Annotated in this window: 13 protein-coding genes; 3 read left to right on the top strand and 10 right to left on the bottom strand. The window is 66.3% G+C overall.

The features are described 5' to 3' along the window. Window positions 1-4 precede the first annotated feature (4 nt). The 4 genes from ASC94_RS07280 to ASC94_RS07265 form a co-directional block, all read right to left on the bottom strand. Complete coding sequence (locus tag ASC94_RS07280; protein WP_056392802.1) at window positions 5-1,738, bottom strand: PQQ-dependent methanol/ethanol family dehydrogenase; 1,734 nt, start codon at window positions 1,736-1,738, stop codon at window positions 5-7. Window positions 1,739-1,781: 43 nt separating this feature from the next. Beyond that, entirely contained in the window at window positions 1,782-2,150 is a 369-nt protein-coding gene (locus ASC94_RS07275) for a DUF779 domain-containing protein (RefSeq protein ID WP_056392801.1), read from the bottom strand. 9 nt (window positions 2,151-2,159) lie between these two features. Continuing rightward, window positions 2,160-3,680: an aldehyde dehydrogenase gene (gene adh / locus ASC94_RS07270; protein ID WP_056392796.1), complete on the bottom strand. Its 1,521-nt coding sequence runs from the start codon at window positions 3,678-3,680 to the stop codon at window positions 2,160-2,162. 204 nt (window positions 3,681-3,884) lie between these two features. Then, window positions 3,885-4,844 carry a beta-propeller fold lactonase family protein gene (locus ASC94_RS07265; RefSeq protein ID WP_056392794.1) on the bottom strand — a complete coding sequence of 320 codons (960 nt, stop codon included), beginning with the start codon at window positions 4,842-4,844 and terminating at the stop codon, window positions 3,885-3,887. Window positions 4,845-5,017: 173 nt separating this feature from the next. Between ASC94_RS07265 and ASC94_RS07260 the strand changes: the two genes are divergently transcribed. Next, the gene (locus tag ASC94_RS07260; RefSeq protein ID WP_056392792.1) at window positions 5,018-7,174 is read left to right on the top strand and encodes a TonB-dependent receptor; all 2,157 of its coding nucleotides are present in this window, start codon (window positions 5,018-5,020) and stop codon (window positions 7,172-7,174) included. 62 nt (window positions 7,175-7,236) lie between these two features. On the opposite strand, the gene ASC94_RS07255 is transcribed toward ASC94_RS07260, so the two are convergent. From ASC94_RS07255 to ASC94_RS07235, 5 genes are all read right to left on the bottom strand, one after another. Then, window positions 7,237-9,573 carry a TonB-dependent receptor gene (locus ASC94_RS07255; protein WP_056392790.1) on the bottom strand — a complete coding sequence of 779 codons (2,337 nt, stop codon included), beginning with the start codon at window positions 9,571-9,573 and terminating at the stop codon, window positions 7,237-7,239. Further along, window positions 9,570-10,412, bottom strand: coding sequence for an ABC transporter substrate-binding protein (locus ASC94_RS07250; protein ID WP_056392788.1), 843 nt, complete (start codon window positions 10,410-10,412; stop codon window positions 9,570-9,572). The genes ASC94_RS07255 and ASC94_RS07250 overlap by 4 nt, the downstream gene beginning before the upstream one ends. A gap of 14 nt (window positions 10,413-10,426) precedes the next feature. Continuing rightward, window positions 10,427-10,888: a cytochrome c-550 PedF gene (gene pedF / locus ASC94_RS07245; RefSeq protein ID WP_056392786.1), complete on the bottom strand. Its 462-nt coding sequence runs from the start codon at window positions 10,886-10,888 to the stop codon at window positions 10,427-10,429. A gap of 150 nt (window positions 10,889-11,038) precedes the next feature. Beyond that, window positions 11,039-12,076, bottom strand: coding sequence for an RNA 3'-terminal phosphate cyclase (rtcA, locus tag ASC94_RS07240; RefSeq protein ID WP_157201329.1), 1,038 nt, complete (start codon window positions 12,074-12,076; stop codon window positions 11,039-11,041). Continuing rightward, on the bottom strand, window positions 12,073-13,308 hold the full coding sequence (locus ASC94_RS07235) for an RtcB family protein (RefSeq protein WP_056392782.1): 1,236 nt from the start codon (window positions 13,306-13,308) through the stop codon (window positions 12,073-12,075). The genes rtcA and ASC94_RS07235 overlap by 4 nt, the downstream gene beginning before the upstream one ends. Before the next feature lie 152 nt (window positions 13,309-13,460). Between ASC94_RS07235 and rtcR the strand changes: the two genes are divergently transcribed. Together rtcR and ASC94_RS07225 are read left to right on the top strand one after the other, a co-directional pair. Next, the gene (gene rtcR / locus ASC94_RS07230; RefSeq protein WP_056392780.1) at window positions 13,461-15,086 is read left to right on the top strand and encodes an RNA repair transcriptional activator RtcR; all 1,626 of its coding nucleotides are present in this window, start codon (window positions 13,461-13,463) and stop codon (window positions 15,084-15,086) included. A gap of 53 nt (window positions 15,087-15,139) precedes the next feature. Continuing rightward, window positions 15,140-16,414, top strand: coding sequence for a DUF445 domain-containing protein (locus ASC94_RS07225; RefSeq protein ID WP_056392778.1), 1,275 nt, complete (start codon window positions 15,140-15,142; stop codon window positions 16,412-16,414). A gap of 4 nt (window positions 16,415-16,418) precedes the next feature. Here ASC94_RS07225 and ASC94_RS07220 read toward each other — a convergent pair whose 3' ends face one another. Continuing rightward, entirely contained in the window at window positions 16,419-18,449 is a 2,031-nt protein-coding gene (locus ASC94_RS07220; RefSeq protein WP_056392776.1) for an esterase-like activity of phytase family protein, read from the bottom strand. Window positions 18,450-18,617: the final 168 nt, after the last annotated feature.

Below are 18,617 nucleotides of genomic sequence, written 5' to 3'. Positions count from 1 at the left end.
CGTTCTACTTCATCAGTTTGAACACCCACACCGAGCCGCCCTGCTCCAGGAAGTTGACCTTCTTGGCCACTTCCCCGCCCCACAGCGGCACCGCGCCGCCCCAGCCGGAGACCACGGCCACGTACTGCACGCCGCCGTCCTGCCAGGTCACCGGCGGCGCCACCACGCCGGAGCCGGTCTGGAACTTCCACAGCTCCTTGCCGCTCTTGGCGTCCAGCGCTTTCAGGTAGCCTTCCGGCGTGCCGTAGAACACCAGGCCGCCGGCGGTGGTCATCACCCCACCCCACAGCGGGGCCGTGTTCTTCACTTCCCAGGCGATCTTGCCGGTCTTGGGATCGACCGCGCGCAGCGCGCCGATGTAGTCATCGAACAGCGGCCGGATGGTGAAGCCCGCGCCCAGGTAGGCGCCGCCCTTCTTGTAGCTGATGGGTTCATTCCAGATGTCCATGCCCCATTCATTGGCCGGCACGTAGAACAGCTTGGTCTGTGGGCTGTACGCCATCGGCATCTGGTTCTTCGCGCCCAGGAAGGCCGGCGCCGCGAACACGGTCTTGCCCTTCTTGCCTTCCTCGCCCTTGGTCGGATCGCCGGGGCGGCCGTCGGCGGTGTACTTGGGACGGCCGGTCTGCAGGTCGATGCCGGTGGCCCAGGTGATCTTTTTCACATAGGGGAAGGCATTCTGCAGCTTGCCGGTGGTGGCGTCGTTCACGTAGAAGAAACCGTTGCGGTCGGCCTTGCCGCCATAGCGCTTGCCATCCATGTCGAAGGTCACGAACTCGTTGGCGCCATCAAAGTCCCAGGCGTCGTTCGGCGTGTTCTGGTAGCTCCACTTGATCTGGCCGGTGGTCACGTCCAGCGCCACAGTGGACGAGGAGTACAGATTGTCCCCGGGCCGCAGGTGGCTGTTCCACGGGGCCGGGTTGCCGGTGCCGAAGTAAGCCAGCCCGGTGGCCGGATCGTAGGTGCCACCCATCCAGGTGGAGGCGCCGCCGGTTTTCCACAGATCGCCCGGCCAGCTCTTGTTGGGGGTGCCGGTAATGCCGTTGTCGATGGCGTTGCCGTCCTTGTCGTACTTGTGGCCCATGTGGCCTTCCACCATGGGGCGCGACCAGACCAGCTCACCGGTCCTCGGGTTGCGCGCCTCCACCCGGCCGACAATGCCGAACTCGCCGCCGGAGACGCCGGTCAGCAGCAGGCCCTTGGCGATCAGCGGCGCGGCCGTCATGGAATAGCCGGCGGCGTAGTCGTCCACCTTCTCCTTCCACACGATCTTGCCGGTATCCTGGTCCAGCGCCACCAGCTGCGCATCCAGCGTGCCGAAGATGACCAGGTTATCGAACAGCGCGGCGCCCCGGTTGACCACGTCGCAGCACGGCATGATGCCGTCCGGCAGGCGGTGCTCATACTTCCACAGCTTGGCGCCGTTCTTCAGGTCCACCGCGAAGATGCGCGAGTAGGACGCGGTGACGAACATCTTGCCGTTGTGGATCAGCGGCTGCGACTCCTGGCCGCGCTGCTTCTCGCCGCCGAACGAGAACGACCAGGCCGGCGTCAGGCGGCCCACGTTGGCGGTGTTGATCTGGGCCAGCGGCGAGTAGCGCTGTCCCTCCGAGCCCATGCCGAACGACAGCACGGCAGCCGTGTTTTTCGATGCACCCTCCAGCATGCTGGTGGTGACGGCGGCGCCGCCCGCAGCCCAGGCCATCCCCACGCCGCCCGATGCCAGCAGCAATCCCATGAATGTTTTTCGCACGTTGTTCTCCTCTTCTCTTCCCATGTTTTTATAAAAGACCCAGTTCCCTGCTTTCCTCGTCGGTAAACACCCGCGAGCGGGTGAGAAACCGCCGCCCGGTGCCGTTATCGAGCGAGAACATGCCGCCGTTCCCCGGCACCACGTCGATGATCAGCTGCGTGTGCTCCCAGTAGCCGAACTGCTCCAGCCCCATGTAGAACGGCGCACCATTCAAATTGCCCAGGTAGACGTCGGTGTCGCTCAGATTGAACTCGCCGGCCTGGTAGCACATCGGCGCGCTCCCGTCACAGCAGCCGCCGGACTGGAAAAACATGATCGGCCCGTGCCGGTGGCGCAGTTCGGCGATCATTTCCAGTGCGGGGCCAGTCGCGATAACGCGGGCTACGGCTGCTTTCATGGCTGCCTCTCAGAAGAAGCCCAGCGCTTTCGGGCTGTAGCTCACCAGCAGGTTCTTGGTCTGCTGGTAGTGGTCCAGCATCATCTTGTGGTTCTCGCGGCCGATACCGGACTGCTTGTAGCCGCCGAACGCAGCGTGGGCCGGATACAGGTGGTAGCAGTTAGTCCACACGCGGCCGGCCTGGATGCCGCGGCCGATGCGGAAGGCGCGCGCGCCGTCGCGGGTCCAGACGCCCGCCCCCAGGCCGTACAGCGTGTCGTTGGCGATGCGCAGCGCGTCCGCCTCGTCCTTGAAGGTGGTGACCGAGACCACCGGGCCGAAGATCTCTTCCTGGAAAATGCGCATCGTGTTCTCGCCCTTGAACACGGTGGGCGTAACGTAGTAGCCGCCTTCCAGGTCGCCGCTCTGCACATTGCGCGTGCCGCCGGCCAGCAGCTGAGCGCCTTCCTGCTTGCCGATGTCCATATAGGACAGGATCTTTTCCAGCTGCTCCTGCGAAGCCTGCGCGCCTATCATGGTGGCCGAGTCGAGCGGGTTGCCCTGCTTGATGGCGGCCACGCGCTTGAGGGCGCGCTCGATGAAGGCCTCGTAGATCGATTCCTGGATCAGCACGCGCGACGGGCAGGTACAGACCTCGCCCTGGTTCAGCGCGAACATGGCAAAGCCTTCCAGGCACTTGTCGAAGTACTCGTCGTCGGCCGCCATCACATCCTCGAAGAAGATGTTGGGCGATTTGCCGCCCAGTTCCAGCGTGACCGGGATCAGGTTCTGCGCCGCGTATTGCATAATCAGGCGGCCGGTGCCGGTTTCGCCGGTGAAGGCGATCTTGGCAATGCGCTTGCTCGACGCCAGCGGCTTGCCCGCTTCCAGGCCGAAGCCATTGACGATATTGAGCACACCCGGCGGCAGCAGGTCGCCGATCAGTTCCGCCAGCACCAGGATGGAGGCGGGGGTCTGCTCGGCAGGCTTGAGCACCACGCAGTTCCCGGCAGCCAGCGCCGGCGCCAGCTTCCACACCGCCATCAGGATGGGGAAGTTCCAGGGAATGATCTGGCCGACCACGCCCAGCGGCTCGTGGAAATGGTAGGCGTAAGTGGTGTCGTCGATCTGCGCCACCGAGCCCTCCTGGGCACGGATGCAGCCGGCGAAATAGCGGAAGTGGTCGATCGCCAGCGGAATGTCGGCCGCCATGGTTTCGCGGATAGGCTTGCCGTTGTCGATGGTTTCGGCGGTGGCGATGAGCTGCAGGTTCTGCTCCATGCGGTCGGCGATGCGGTTCAGGATGTTGGCGCGCTCGGCCTGGGAGGTCTTGCCCCAGGACTCCTTGGCGGCGTGCGCGGCATCCAGCGCAATCTCCACGTCCTCGGCGGTCGAGCGCGCGATTTCGCAGAACGGCAGCCCGGTGATCGGCGTCAGGTTGGCGAAGTATTCACCTTTGACCGGCGCGACGAATTTGCCGCCGATGTAGTTGTCATAGCGTTGCTTGAAAGGGTTGGCGACGCCCAGTTTGCTGATATCCGCGAGATTCATGTCATCCTCTTTCTTCAATGTGGGTTGGACTTGCATCCTCTATTCCGCAAACACCGTGCCAGCCCTGGCTGCGGCGCCTTTGCCGGGGCAGCGCGCCGAAAAGGACGGCTTCGGTGCCGCAAACTGCTCCAAAGTTGAACAGGTGTGACAACAGCCGTGAGAACAGCTGTAACACCGGGGCTGTTTCATCCATCACGCCCGGATTCAGGGAATGGCCACGCCCCAGGGCAGCTCGCCCACCGCAATGTCGGCCACCTTGCGCGCGCTCGCGGTGTCGATCACGGACACGCTGTTGGAACGGCCGTTGGCAACGTACAGCTTGGCCCCGTCCGGCGTGAGCGCCATGTTCCAGGGACGTTTGCCCACCGCTACCGTGGCGGTGACCGCATGGCTGGCGGTATCGATCAGCATCACCGTGCCATCCGCGCCGTTGGACACGTAGACCTGCTTGCCGTCGGGGTGGACCGCGATGCCGTTGGCGTTGCGCCCGGCGGCGATCTTCGCCAGCGTGGCGCCAGAGACGGTGTCCACCACGTACACCGTGTTGACCAGCTCGCAGGCGATATAGGCGCGGCTGCCGTCCGGCGAAAAGCCGATCCCGCGCGGGCGCAGGCCCACCGCCACCGCGCCCGTCTGGCGCCGCTGCGCCACGTCGATCACATCCACCTGCTCGGCTTCTTCCGCGCTGACGTATAGCCAGCGGCTGTCCGGGCTGAACACGGCGTGCTCCGGATTGCGGCCCTGGACCGGGATATCGGCCAGCCGCGCGCCGCTGCGGGCATCGACCAGCGTGACGCTGTCGCCCTCCTCCACCGCAACGGCGGCATAGCGCCCATCCGGCGACACGCTCACCCCTTCCGGCGATTTACCCAGCGCCAGCGCCGCCGGCACCGCGCCGCCGGCGCTGTCGAGTATCAGCAGCGTGCTGCTGGCGGCGTCCGTGACGAACAGTCGCGTGCCGCCCGGCACGGCGGCGATGCCGCGCGGCCGCGTGCCCGCCGCCAGCGTGCGCAGCACGGTATCGGTGGCGGTATCGACCACGCTGACGGTGCCGGATTTCTCGTTCGGCACGTAGGCCAGCGGCGCGGCGTGGACGCCCAGCGCCAGCAAGGAGGAAAAGCTTGCAAGCACGCTCGCGGCGCGCAGACAATACGGGATTTTCATGGCTGCCTCTTGAAGAATGGCGCCCGCAACATGCGCGCGCGTGCGCAAGCCGATGCAAGTGCCGTGCCACGCTGGCGGCGCGCTGCGGCCATGGCAGGTATATTGCTTACGGCTTGGAGCAGACTTGCCGGCCCCCGCCAGGCAGGCGCGGAACTCAACCAAGGAGATTGACCATGCAGTACCGATTTCGTCTGAATGCAGTGGCGGCCCTGTTCGCCGCCGGCGCGCTGCCGCTCACGCCGGCCGCCCAGGCTGCGGACACCCCGGACGTTCCCGGCACGGGCGCCGCCGTGGCCCCTGTCATCATCGTCAGCGGCAGCCGCGTGGAGCGCAGCAGTTTTGACTTCCCGGCCGCCATCGACGTGGTGGGCGCGGACCGCATCCGCGACAGCCAGATGCGCGTGAACGCCTCCGAAGTGCTGGCTGCCGTCCCCGGCCTGGTGGCGCAGAACCGCCAGAACTACGCGCAGGACCTGCAGATTTCCTCGCGCGGCTTCGGCGCCCGTTCCGCCTTCGGCGTGCGCGGCGTGAAACTGATTGCCGACGGCATCCCGGCCAGCATGCCGGACGGCCAGGGCCAGGCCGCCACCTTCAATCTGGACATGGCCGAACGCATTGAAGTGCTGCGCGGCCCGTTCTCCGCCGTCTACGGCAACCATGCGGGCGGCGTGGTGCAGCTGTTCACACGCGACGGCGAAGGCGCCCCCAGCGTGGAAACCAGCCTCTCGGCCGGCAGCGACGGTGCCCGCAAGCTGGACGTCAACGCGCAGGGCAAGTCCGGCGGCGTCGGCTACCTGCTGGACGCCTCGCGTTTCGACACCGACGGCTACCGCGACCACAGCGCCGCACGGCGCGACCAAGCCTACGCCAAGCTGACCCTGGCGCCCGGCGCCGGCAGCAAACTGGCCATCACCGCCAGCGGCCTGCGCCAGCGCGGCACCGAAGACCCGCTGGGCGTGACCTGGGCCACCTGGCAGCGCGACCCGCGCGCCGGCGAAACCGACGCCACCGACACGGCCACGCCGAAGCGCACCTTCGCCGAACGCTACAACACCCGCAAGAGCATCGACCACCAGCAGATAGGCGCGGCCTGGGAACAGCAGCTGGACGGCGGCGCGGACGGCAGCAAGCTGCGTGTTACCGTCTACGGCGGCAACCGCAAGGTCATCCAGTACCAGGCCTTCTCGCGCGCCTTCCAGGCGCCGGCCAGCCATTCCGGCGGCGTGGTCGATTTCGACCGCGACTTCAGCGGCGCCGACATCAGCCTGGTGGACGTGCGCACGCTGGCGGGAGGCAAGCTGACCTCCACCGCCGGCCTTGAATACGGCCGCTCCAGGGACGGCCGCCAAGGCTACGAAAACTTCAGCGCCACCGCGCTGGGCGTGCAAGGCCGGCTCCGGCGCGACGAAACGGACCAGGTCAGCAGCACCGATCCCTACCTGCAAACCGAATGGGCGCAAGGGCCATGGGTGCTGAACGCAGGCCTGCGCCACAGCCGCTTCAAGGTGGACGTGAGCGACCGCTATCTCTCCAATGGCGACGACAGCGGCGGCCTGCGCTACAGCCGCACCACCCCGGTGGCCGGCTTGCTCTACAAGCTTACTCCTGCGCTGAACGTGTACGCCAGCGCCGCACGCGGCTTCGAAACGCCCACGCTCAATGAGCTGTTCTATTCCGGCACCGGCGGCGGCTTCAATTTCAAGCTGCAGCCGGCCCGCAGCACGCACGCGGAAGGCGGCGTGAAAGCCCTGCTGGGCAACAGCACCCGCATCAACGCGGCGCTGTTCCAGGTGAAGACCGACGACGAGCTGGTGGTCGATGCCGCGAGCGGCGGGCGCACCAGCTACCGCAACGCCAGCAAGACATTGCGCCGGGGCGCCGAAGTGTCGGCGGACGCCAGCTTCGGCCACGGCCTGAGCGCGCGCCTGGCGCTGACCGCGCTGCGCGCCGTGTACGACCAGGCTTTCGGCAGCGTGCTGAAAGGCAGCCGCCTGCCGGGCGTGCCGAACGCCTACGCCTACGGCGAGCTCGCGTGGCAGTCGCCGTCGCGCGCTCTGGGCGCCGCCGTGGAAACCGTGGCCAGCGCACGCGTCTACACGGAAGACAGCAACACCGAGAAGGCTGCCCCCGGCTACGCCATCGTCAACCTGCGCGCCACGGCGCAGCAGGAAGCGGGCGGCTGGCGCTTCAAGCAGTTCGCCCGCCTGAACAATGCGGCGGACCGCACCTACGTGGGTTCGGTCATCGTCGGCGACAGCAACAAGCGCTACTACGAAGGCGCGCCGGGCCGCAACTGGCAGCTGGGTGCCAGCGCGCAGTACCAGTTCTGACGAAAGAGGCCCGGCTGCAGCGAGCAGCCGGGCCCTGCGGCCTGCGCAATCCAGGCAGCCCCTCAGAAGCGGTAGCGCAATCCCGCCGAGATCGAGCGCGGCGCGCCGGGCGCCACAAAGCGCGCCAGTTCAGCCTCGCCGCCCGCGCCATGCGGACTGGCCAGCTGCCCGCCGGGGAACATGTCCGCCCCCACCGCGCCGAAAGTTTCATAGCGGCGGTTGGCGACATTGTTCACCCGCGCGAAAAGTTCCCAGTTCGGTTGCGGCTTGTAGCTGAGACGCAGCGCCAGCAGCGCGTAGCCGCGCGTGCGCAGGTCCGCGCGCTGCGGTGCTGCGCCGTCTTCCAGGTCTGCCGATAAACCATCCTCATTACCCTGCGTGCCCTGGCTGGACACCGCGCGCAGGTCGGCGCCCAGCGTGAGCGCGCTGCCGGCCTTCCAGTCCAGCGCCAGCTTCACGCTGTGCCTGGGCAGCCCGGCAATGCGCGTGCCCGGCGCCACCGCCACGTTGCGCGTGCCGGTAAATAGCGAGCCCTCCGCATCGTAGACGGCGTTGAGCCAGCTGTAGCTGACACGCGCCGCGAACGGCCCGCGTTCACCGGCCGCGCTCAGGTCCAGGCCCTGGTGCCGCGTGCGGGCAAAGTTGGAAAAATAGCCGTGCTGCGTGAGCCCCGCGCTACGGAACAGGATATCGTCCTGGTTGCGGGTGCGGTAGACGGTGGCGGTCACCGAGTGGCGCCCAGACTGCCAGCGCGTGCCTGCTTCCACCGTGCGCGACACCACCTGCTTCAGATAGGGATCGGACTGCAGGCCGACCGGCAGCCTGCAAGGCTGGTCGGGATCGGCGCAGCCGAGTTCTATCACGGTCGGCACGCGGTTACTCTGCGCGGCGTTGGCGAACACCGTCCAGCCGGGCGCCATCTCATGCGCGATGCCAAGCGCCGGGTTCAATTTCCTGTAGCTGAAGGCTTCGCGCGGCTGCGGCACGCCCTGGTTGCTAATGGTGCTGGCCACGCGCGCGTGGCCGTAGCGCGCGGACGCGGTCAGCCAGGTGCCCTGCGCCACGGTCCAGGTGCCGCTGGCATAGGCGCTGCTGCTGCGCGCCCTGCCGTCGACCGACGCATCGAGTTCGCGTTCGCTGCCGCTGTCGGCAATCACGCCGCGCAGGGCATCAAAGCCGGCTTCCTGCTGGTACTGCGCGAATCCCACCTTGCTGCGGTCGTGCGCCAGCCCGGCCATCAGCTGCCAACCCGGCAAATGGGCCGACCATTGCGCGCTGAAGCCCTGGCTGCGCTGGCGCGTACTGGTGGTGTTCAGGGAAGCGCGGTGCAGGGCTGCTCCCTGCTCGCGCGTGTAGGGACACGCGTCCGGCTCGCGCGGCAGGCCGCCGGCGCCGTAACCCTCACCGCATGCCTCCACGTAGTCCGCGTAGGTGTCGCCGACATCGCCGTTCACGGTGTCGCGGCGGCTGTTGCGCAAGTGCGCTGCAGCGGTCAGCTGCGTGTCGGGGCCCAGGCGGCGCGTCACGCTCAGTTGCACCTGGCGCAGCCGGTTGCGCGTTTCGTCGGGCCAGGTGTAAACCGCGCGGCGGTTGTCCTCGTACAGGCCGTCCGGCAACAGGCCATTGCCCACCAGGCGGCTGTCGCCGCCCAGCATGGTGAGCTGCCATTCGGTCTCGCGCTCCACGCGGCCCAGCTTGACGAACAGGTTGCCCAGCCGGCCTTCCGAGTGTGCGCGCCAGCCGCCATCGCTGAACAGGGTGGCAGCGGTGAACAGCTGCCAGCCGTCGCGCGCGGCGCCGTAGGCCAGGTCGGCGCGCCGCTGGCGGTGGCTGCCGCCGCTGAAGGCGCCGGCGAAGCCCGGATCGCTGGCGCCGGAACGGGTGTTCAGCGCCAGCGCGCCGCCCAGCGTATTCAGGCCGTACAGCGGGTTGGAGCCCGGCGCCAGCAGCACGCTGCCGATGGCCGCTTCGGGCAGCATGTCCCAATTGACCACGTCGCCAAAGGGCTCGTTCACGCGCACGCCGTCCAGGTAGACCGAGATGCCCTGCCCGGTGCCCAGCACCGGCGAGGCGCGGAAGCCCCGGTAGGTCAGGTCGTTCTGGAACGGGCTGCCGGAGATGTCGTTGACGTTCACGCCGGCGAAACTGCGGTCCAGCAGTTCACTCAGGTTGGCGCCATCGGCGCGCGCCAGCGCCGCGTCGGACGCGGTCTGCACCGCGTACGGCAGCGTCTTGCGCTCGACGCCCAGCCCGGGCAGCGGCGCCATGCCGACTATTTCCACGCTGGCCATGGGCGAAGCATGCGCGCCAGCCATGCCGCCGGCCATGCCCCCGCTGTGCGCCAGCGCCAGCGCGGCAAGCGCCAGCCGCGTGGGCCGGCAAAAAGCGGCACGGCTCACGGCTGCACCATGCGCACGCCATGCCTGGCGAAGATGGCCTGCAGTTCGCCGCTGTCGCGCAGCTCGTTCACGGCCGCCTGCAGCAGGCGCGCCACGTCCTGGTCGTCCTTGCGCACCGCCATGCCGACCGCCCAGCCGTTGCGGGGCAGGCGCTGGAACGTCGCCTGCGCCAGCGGGAACGCCGGGTCGCCCCGGAACACCGCTTCGATTTCCGAGCGGTTGGCCAGTACAGCATCGAGCCGCCCCGCTTTCAGTTCCTCCAGGGCTGCCGCCGCCGACGGAAAGATGCGCACATTGTCGCGGAAGCGGCCATTGCCTTCGCCCAGCAGCACCATGGCCGCGATCGATACCTTTTCTACGCCGACGCGCTTGCCGGCCAGTGCCTCGATGCTGTCAAAGGCCGGAATAGCCTGCGCGCTGCGCACCAGGCGTACCGCCTCCACGTGATAGGGCGCAAAGATCTGCACCTTGTCGTTCTCCGCCATCAGGTGGCTGTCGACCGGCACGTGCAGCAGCACGTCGGCCGGGCCGTACCCGAGGTAGTGGCCCTTCCACACCATGTTGCGCAAGTCGTCGCCGAGGTTCTCGCCTGCCGGGAAGGGCAGCAGCGTGAGCCTGAGCTTGAGCTTTTTCGCTAACGCCTCGGCCAGGTCGATATCGATGCCCGCGCCGTGGTCGGAGAACGGCGCAAACTCGTTATACACCGCCACCCTCAGCGCGCCGGATTGCTGCAGCTTGTTCCAGTCGGCGTGCGCCGGCAGCGCAGCGGCGGCCAGCGCCAGCACCGCGATGACCTTGCGGCAGGCATGGAAAACGGCAGAGAAGATGAGATGGCGCATCGCGGCCCCCGGCATCAGTTGGTTTCGCGGCGGTTTTCCAGATAGGTCTTGATGGCCCACATCGCTTCCTGGTTGAAGATCCCTTCGAACGGCGGCATGTACACCGCGCCGTTGCGCACCTTGCCGGCGCGGATGGAGCTCAGGAAGTAGGCGTCCACGTCCTTGTAGCAGGCCGCCTTCTTGGCCGCGTTCTTGACGCTGGCGCAGTCGCGGTCCAGCAGCCGCAGGTCGGGTGCGATGCCGCCCGATACTGCCTCCAGGCCGTGGCAGCGGGCGCAGTTCTGGTTGTAGGCGGACGAACCTATCTTCAGCGCCAGCTTGTTGCCCTTGTAGGGATTCTCGTCGCGCCATTTGTCGCCCAGCGGCGTGAGGCCGGTGGTGTCCACCGCCTGCGGCGTGACTGCGCCATGGGCCTGGGCGCCGAAGGAAGTGATGAGGGCTGCCGCCGCGATGCAGATACTGAGTGCGCGTTTCATGATGCTGTCTCCTATAGTTGTGAATAGCTGCTGATCCACTAGGAGCAATTGGCGTGCCACGCGGTTTCCCCATGCGCGCGCCGGAGGCGCTGTGCCAGTTTGGAACAGGTGTCACATCACTTGCAACACCTGTTCAGCCGGAGCACAGCTTCAACGGGCGGAGATGGTACAGGTGCTGTGCCGCTCACCCGCCTCGAAGCGGATGTCAACCGGCAGGAAGCGGCCGATCACGTCGGCATTGGTGAGCGCATGCTGCGACACGCGGTCCAGTGTGAACCTGCCGCCGCCGGCCAGCGCCATCGGCAGCAGCAGCTGGTCCGCCAGGTGCTCGCCCACGGCGGCGCCTGACGCGAGATAGCGGCGCGCCTCGCCCAGCGCCTGCTTCGCCACCTCTTCCGCGCGCACGGCCTTCTCGCCGAAGCCGGCGAACACCTCGGTCACGTGCTCGGCGTCCAGCGTGATGAGCAGCGCATTGCCCGGCGCCTCGTCGTCCGGCAAGCGCCGCTCGTGCAGCTGGGACTCAGCCCAGCCCAGGCCCGCCGCCACGCACTCCAGTTCGCGCCGCGCCACGCGCGACGGCACGGCCGCCACCAGGCTCTCCGCGTACGCGTCGCGGCGCTCGCCGGGCGCCATCAGCTCGATGCGCCGCAACTGCGCACAAGGCTGTACGCGCGCGACGATCTCGCCGCCGCCGGCCGGATAAAAGCCATGGCGCTTCAGCTCGATCGACATCTCCGCCCCCATGCCGGCCATCACGCGGCCATAGCTGCGCTGGAGGAAATGCGCGGGCGGCGCCTTGGGATTGTGCGTACCACCGCTGACCGTCACCGTGGACGGCGCGTCGCCAAACAGCAGCGCCGGCAGCAGCGTTTGCAGCACCAGCGTGCTACTGCCTGCGGTGCCGATGGCAAAGTTATAAGTGCCGCCACGGATCCTGCCCGGCCGGAACGCCAGTTCGCGCGCGCCCACAGCCGCCTGCGCCACGTCCGCCCCGCACACGGCGGCGGCCGCCTGCACCGAAACCAGGTGCTGCCGCATCAGGCCCGGCTTGGCGCGGTTGGCACGGATGTTCACAATGCGGAAGGGCCGCCCGGTAATCATCGACAAGGTCAGCGCGCTGCGCAGCACCTGGCCGCCGCCTTCGCCCTGCGAGCCGTCCAGTTCTATCACATCGTCCTTCATTGTCATCCTTTCACGCAGACGACCTGCTTCAGCGTATGCACCACTTCCACCAGGTCGCGCTGGGCGTGCATGACGGCGTCGATGTCCTTGTAGGCCATCGGGATCTCGTCGATCACATTGGCGTCCTTGCGGCACTCCACGCCCTGCGTCGCCCGCACCTGGTCTTCCAGCGTGTAGCGGCGCTTGGCTTCGTTACGGCTCATGGTGCGGCCGGCGCCGTGGCTGCAGCTGTTGAAGCTTTCCGGGTTGCCCTTGCCGCGCACGATGAAGCTCTTGGCGCCCATCGAACCGGGGATGATACCCAGCTCGCCTTCGCGCGCCGATGCCGCGCCCTTGCGCGTTACCAGCACGTCCTTGCCGAAGTGGCGCTCCTTCTGCACATAGTTGTGGTGGCAGTTCACCGCCTCGACGTGGGTCTCGAACGGCTTGGTGATCACCTTGCGCACTGCCGCGATCAGGTTCTGCATCATCACTTCGCGGTTCATGCGCGCGAACTTTTGCGCCCAGCCCACGGCCTGCACGTAGTCGTCGTAGTGCTGCGTGCCTTCGTTCAGGTAAGCCAGGTCCTTGTCAGGCAGGTTGGCGATGTGGGTGCGCATGTCCTGCTGTGCCAGTTCGATGAAGTGGGTACCGATGGCGTTGCCCACGCCGCGCGAACCCGAGTGCAGCATGAACCACACGGCGCCCTGCTCGTCCAGGCACACTTCCACGAAGTGGTTGCCGGTGCCGAGCGTGCCCAGGTGGCGGTAGTTGTTGGTGTTCTTCAGCTTGGGCGTCTTCTGGCAGACGACGTCGAACTCGTCCTTCAGCTGCGCCCAGGCAGTGTCCACGGCCGACGGCGGCGTGTGCCAGGAGCCTTCGTCGCGGCCTTTATAGCCGCGGGTCTTGGGCGTCATGCCGTGCGGGATGGCTCGCTCGATCGCGCTGCGCAGCGGGCCGAGATTGTCGGGCAGGTCGCGCGCGTTCAGGGTGGTCTTGGCGGCCATCATGCCGCAGCCGATGTCCACGCCCACCGCGGCCGGGATGATCGCGCCCAGCGTCGGAATCACACTGCCGATGGTCGAGCCTTTACCCAGGTGCACGTCCGGCATGACGGCGATGTGCTTGTAGATGAAGGGCATCTTCGCCGTGTTGGCCAGCTGGGCTTTGGCCTGCTCTTCCACCGGCACGCCGCCGGTCCACATCTTCACTGGGCTGCCGTTCTGGTTGTCCAGCAATTCGTAGGTTTCGTTTTTCATGATAATCCCATTTAATCCGTTTTTCCCTTGTATTGCAAACGGTGTGCCATCTGGCGCCCTGACGCTAAGTCATTGATAAATATACGGATGAGATAGCGGCACAAATGCCGTTTCGTGGTAAATTATCCTAAAAGATAAGTTTTTATCCTAATATGAAAAAGAAAACCGTCATCCTCGGCTTCGTCGGCACCACGCTGGACAGCGGCAACGGCAGCGCGCGCTGGGAGAAGTGGCGCCCGACAGTCGCCATGGCGCAGCACGAGGACTTGGTGATCGACCGCTTCGAACTGCTGTACAACGGCAGGTACGGCACGCTGGTTCAGCAAGTTGCGCAGGACATCGCGTCGATAGCGCCGGAAACCACGGTTACCCAGCACAAGCTGCACATCCGCGATCCATGGGATTTCGGCGACGTCTACAGCGCCCTGTTCGACTTTGCGCGCAGCTATCCCTTCGACCCGGACAGGGAAGAATATTGGGTCCACATCACCACCGGCACGCACGTGGTGCAGATCTGCCTGTTCCTGATGACCGAGGCCCGCTACTTCCCCGGCTGCCTGCTGCAAACGTCGCCGCCGCGCCGTCACGCGCCCAATTCACCGGGCAACTACACGCTGATCGACCTGGATCTGTCGCGTTACGACCAGATCGCGCAGCGCTTCGCCACCGCGCAGCAGGAAGGGGTCGCCTTCCTCAAGTCCGGCATCGCCACCCGCAATCCGCAATTCAACCTGATGATCGACGAGATCGAGCACGTGGCGGTGCGCTCGCGCGCGCCGATGCTGCTGATGGGCCCCACTGGCGCCGGCAAATCCTTCCTGGCACGGCGCGTGTTCGAACTGAAAAAGGCACGCCACCAGTTGAAGGGCGCGTTCGTCGAGATCAACTGCGCCACGCTGCACGGCGACGGCGCCGGGTCCACGCTGTTCGGCCACATCAGGGGCGCCTTTACCGGCGCCGCCTCCGACCGGCCCGGCCTGCTGCGCACCGCGCACAAAGGCTTGCTGTTCCTCGATGAGATCGGCGAACTGGGGCTGGACGAACAAGCCATGCTGCTGAAGGCCGTGGAAGAAAAGCGCTTCCTGCCCATGGGCGGCGACCATGAAGTGCAAAGCGATTTCCAGCTCATCGCCGGCACCAACCGCGACCTGGCGGCGGAGGTGGCGGCCGGCCGCTTCCGGGAAGACCTGTACGCCCGCATCAACCTGTGGACTTACGCGCTGCCCGGCCTGTCCGAACGGCCGGAAGACATCGAACCCAACCTCGACTACCTGCTGCGGCAGTTCAGCGCCGAGCATGGCGACGCGGTACGCTTCAACAAGGAAGCGCGCGAGCAGTTCATGGCGTTCGCCGCCTCGCCCGATGCGCGCTGGAGCGGCAATTTCCGCGACCTGTCCGCCGCCGTTACGCGCATGGCAACGCTGGCGGAAGCCGGCCGCATCACCACCGCCGTGGCCAGCGCGGAAATCGCACGCCTGCAGCGCCAGTGGCGCACGCTGGCGCCCGCGGTGGGACTGGCAGGCGGTGCGGGCGGTCCGGGTGGCGGCGGCATCGCTCTGGACGACGTCATCGGCGCGGAAGCCGCCGCGCAGCTGGACCTGTTCGACCGCGTGCAGCTGGAAGCCGTGCTGGCCGTGTGCCGCCAGTCGAAAACCATGTCCGACGCCGGCCGCAAGCTGTACGCCGTGTCGCGCGCCGGCAAGGCCAAGCCGAACGACGCCGACCGCCTGCGCAAATACCTGGCCCGCTTCGGCCTCGACTGGGAACAGCTGTCTTAGATGGCGCGCCGGCAGCAGGCTTGCTGGTAGAGTAAGGGCAACCGGAGGATGGAATGAACAAGGAACTTGAACTTAAAAAGTCCAAGCGCACCGCCCTGCTGTTCCTGGCCGCTGCAGCATTGGTATTCATGGTGACCGCCTTCCTGCCCCGCAGCTTTGCGGTGGACTGCGTGAAGGCGGTGTCGGAAGCGGCCATGGTGGGCGCGCTGGCCGATTGGTTCGCCGTGGTGGCGCTGTTCCGCAAGGTGCCGATTCCGCTCATCTCCGCGCACACCAACATCATCCCCAACAACAAGGACCGCATCGCCGAGAACCTTGCCCGATTCGTGCAGGAGAAGTTCCTCGACCCGGCATCGCTGGTGGAACTGATACGCAAGCACGATCCGATCGCCAAGCTGGGGAGCTGGCTGGCCGAACCGGCCAACGACCGCATCCTCGGCACCTATGTGGTGCGGCTGGCGGCCGGGGTGCTGGACATGGCGGAAGATGCGCGCATCCAGCGCTTCCTGAAAGACGCCTTTCACGCCATGCTGGGCAAGCTCGATCTGTCGCGCTCACTGGCCACCGTGCTCGACGCGCTGACCAGGGACGGCCGCCACCAGGAAGTGCTGGATGACGTGATCGACGCTGCGCTGCTGCACCTGCGCGCGCCGGAGAACCAGGAGCTGATCGCCTCCAGCATCATCCAGTGGCTCAAGCGCGAGCACGGGGCCATGGAGAAGGTGCTGCCTACCGCCTGGCTGGGTGAAAAAGGGGCGGACTGGGTGACCGAGGCGCTCAATACGCTGCTGCTGGAAGTGGCGGAAGACCGTTCGCACAAGCTGCGCAGGCGGCTGGACCGCATGATCGCCGAGTTCATCGTGAAGCTGCGCGACGATCCTTCCTTCCACGAGCGGGCCGAAGAAATCAAGCACTACATCCGCGACGGGGAAGCGGTGAACGCCTACCTGGCCGAAATCTGGAACGGCTTGCGCAGCTGGATGCGGCAGGACCTGATGGCCGAGGAATCGGAACTGCACCAGCGCGTGGCGGCGATGAGCAAATGGCTGGGGGAGGAACTGGGCCGCAACGAAGGCTTGCGCGCATCGCTGAGCCGCCATATGGAGGATGCGGCGCGCGCCATGGCGCCGGATTTCGCCGACTTCCTCACCCGTCACATCAGTGACACGGTGAAGAAGTGGGACACGGAGGATATGTCGCGCCAGATCGAACTGAACATCGGCAAGGACTTGCAGTACATCCGCATTAACGGGACCATCGTCGGCGGATGTATCGGCCTGCTGCTTTTCCTGTCCTCGCACCTGATCGCCATGGCGCGCATGCAGTGACGCTTTAGTATGCCGTCAGCGCCTTGCCGAACTTGATCAGCCACAGGCGGCTTGGACGCTCGCGGTCGTCGCCGCGCGCTACGCGGATGGTGTTGGCGGCGTTGCAGCCGGCGGACGTGCTGGTGACGATCACGCCGTTCGCATCCACATTGCACTTGGTGACATCGGCATCCGCCACGGCTGCGCCGTCCGGCGTGTAGACCTTGGTCTTCAGGCCGAAGTCATTGTCGTTCGCCAGTGCCAGCGTATTGCCGTCGACGATGGTCAGGCCCTCGGCTTTTTCAGCCAGCCAGCCGATCGCGTTCAGGTCCAGCAGCATGGTCTTCTTCAGTGCCACCACTTTCGACCAGTCCGCGCCATTCACGGCCACGCCGCCCATCGAGCTTTTCTCCAGGTCGGACGTGGTGGCGTTGAAGGCGGCCGCATTGATGTCGGTGGCGTTGGCGACCTCCACCAGCATCAGCTTGTTGAACACTTTGCCGCTCGGGGCCGCACCCTGCTCAATGACGATGAATTTGCCGTTGCCCAGTGCAACCACGTCGCCCAGTTTGGCGTTGCCGGTGCGGCCGTCCTGGTAATCGGCACCGTTCAGGGGATAGGCGTACATCTTCGACGTGGTGCCGGTGACCGGGTCGAACTCCACCCAGCGGGTGAAGCGCGCGAAGCGCTCGATCTGCTCGCTCTTGCCGGTGACCGAGTACGGCGCGCTGCCGTCGGTGAGGGGGCTTTGCAGGAAGGTGTGCAGCTTGTCGGTGCTGGTGTCCAGCGCCATGCCTTCGATGCCGCGGTTGGCGCGGCGCTTGGCGAAGATGGCCGGCAGGCCGCTGCCCGCTGCGTACTTGTTCTGGATGATGCCGGTGGCAGGATCGATCTTTACGACGAAGGGACCATATTCGTCGGCCACCCACAATGCGCTGCGCTTCTTGTCCAGCACCACCGCTTCGCTGTCCAGGCCATGGGCGCTGAATACGGCCTTGCCGCCGGCATCGTACTTCATCGCATCCATGACCGGGATCTCGCCCGAATTACCCAGCGTACCTGCAGGCAGCGGCAGGCCGGTGGCATTCGCAGTGGCGGAGGCCTTGATCGGCAGGACGGAGGTCAGTACCGCGCCGGCGTTGCCGACGGTGACAATGCCGATCGACGGCGTGAAGCTCGGCGACGGGAAGATTTTCGCGCCCGTCACGCCGGTACCGCTCAATGCGGGCACGTTGGGACCGTCGCCGTTCGGGCCGCGGTCGGTCAGGCCGTAAAATTCCAGCTCGCCGTTGGCGTTGGTGCCTTTGAAGGCCAGGGAGGAGCCGAAGGACGGCAGGAAGCCGAGCGGGAACTCTTCCTTCACCTTGGCGTTGCTGCCTTCGTACGGGATGTAATACTTGGGGTCCGCCTGGATCTGGTAACGGGTCACGGTCACGCTTACGTCGCCCTGCGTGTAGGCCTGGTTGACTGGTGTCCCGAGCTTCGATGCCATGGTGTCCTCAAAGTGTTCGCGTACCAGGGCGCGGCGCTCGTCGTCCACACTACGCGCTGCATATTTTACGCCGGCAGCGGCCAGGTTGGCGCTCATTGCGGTATTGAAGGCGGCAGCAGGCAGGGTGAAGTCGGCGCTCCTGGCGGCCAGTGCGGTCTTGACGTCCGCGGTGAGCTTGATGCCGTTCTGCGGGTCACTGTCGTCATCCAGCAGCTGTAGGGCCAGCAGGCGGTTGACCACTTTCAGGTCGCCCACGTCAGTGGCGCCGGCCAGCTGCAGCGGCGTGATGGTGGCGGCGCAGGCAGCACTGCCCAGTACAATGCCGCCGATGCTGAAGCTCACCGTGTCGCCCGTGGTACAGGTGAACTCCCCCTTGGGGCCGGTGCTGGCTTTGGCGGCGGTGCCGGCCACATAGTCCAGGCCTTCAACGGCGCCGTCCAGGAACAAGCCGCTGATCTGCGGCTTCACCGGCGCAATAGCCGCCGGTGCATCGTCGCTGCTGCCGCAAGCGCTGAGCGCAACGGCAACGGCCAGGGACAACAGGGAGAGTTGGGGGAGCTTCATGCTGCGGACCTCTTCTGATTGAAAAGGCGCAGTGTACCGAGCGCTTATGACAACGTTGTGACGCCGAAACGCAAAAAACCCCGCTCAGATCACTGAGCGGGGTTTTGCTTATAACTAGCCTGACGATAACCTACTTTCACACTGGTTGCAGCACTATCATCGGCGCAA

Origin of the sequence: Massilia sp. Root418 (assembly GCF_001425265.1) — a bacterium.
GTDB lineage: Bacteria > Pseudomonadota > Gammaproteobacteria > Burkholderiales > Burkholderiaceae_D > Rugamonas.
This window is presented reverse-complemented; position numbering and strand designations above follow the sequence as displayed.

Bases quoted from the DNA above. Each gene is read 5' to 3' on its own strand.
- ASC94_RS07220 (WP_056392776.1), bottom strand. From the start codon at position 18,449: ATGAAGCTCCCCCAACTCTCCCTGTTGTCCCTGGCCGTTGCCGTTGCG.
- ASC94_RS07265 (WP_056392794.1), bottom strand. From the start codon at position 4,844: ATGAAAATCCCGTATTGTCTGCGCGCCGCGAGCGTGCTTGCAAGCTTT.
- adh (WP_056392796.1), bottom strand. From the start codon at position 3,680: ATGAATCTCGCGGATATCAGCAAACTGGGCGTCGCCAACCCTTTCAAG.
- ASC94_RS07235 (WP_056392782.1), bottom strand. From the start codon at position 13,308: ATGAAAAACGAAACCTACGAATTGCTGGACAACCAGAACGGCAGCCCA.
- ASC94_RS07260 (WP_056392792.1), top strand. From the start codon at position 5,018: ATGCAGTACCGATTTCGTCTGAATGCAGTGGCGGCCCTGTTCGCCGCC.
- pedF (WP_056392786.1), bottom strand. From the start codon at position 10,888: ATGAAACGCGCACTCAGTATCTGCATCGCGGCGGCAGCCCTCATCACT.
- ASC94_RS07225 (WP_056392778.1), top strand. From the start codon at position 15,140: ATGAACAAGGAACTTGAACTTAAAAAGTCCAAGCGCACCGCCCTGCTG.
- ASC94_RS07275 (WP_056392801.1), bottom strand. From the start codon at position 2,150: ATGAAAGCAGCCGTAGCCCGCGTTATCGCGACTGGCCCCGCACTGGAA.
- rtcR (WP_056392780.1), top strand. From the start codon at position 13,461: ATGAAAAAGAAAACCGTCATCCTCGGCTTCGTCGGCACCACGCTGGAC.
- rtcA (WP_157201329.1), bottom strand. From the start codon at position 12,076: ATGACAATGAAGGACGATGTGATAGAACTGGACGGCTCGCAGGGCGAA.
- ASC94_RS07250 (WP_056392788.1), bottom strand. From the start codon at position 10,412: ATGCGCCATCTCATCTTCTCTGCCGTTTTCCATGCCTGCCGCAAGGTC.
- ASC94_RS07280 (WP_056392802.1), bottom strand. From the start codon at position 1,738: ATGGGATTGCTGCTGGCATCGGGCGGCGTGGGGATGGCCTGGGCTGCG.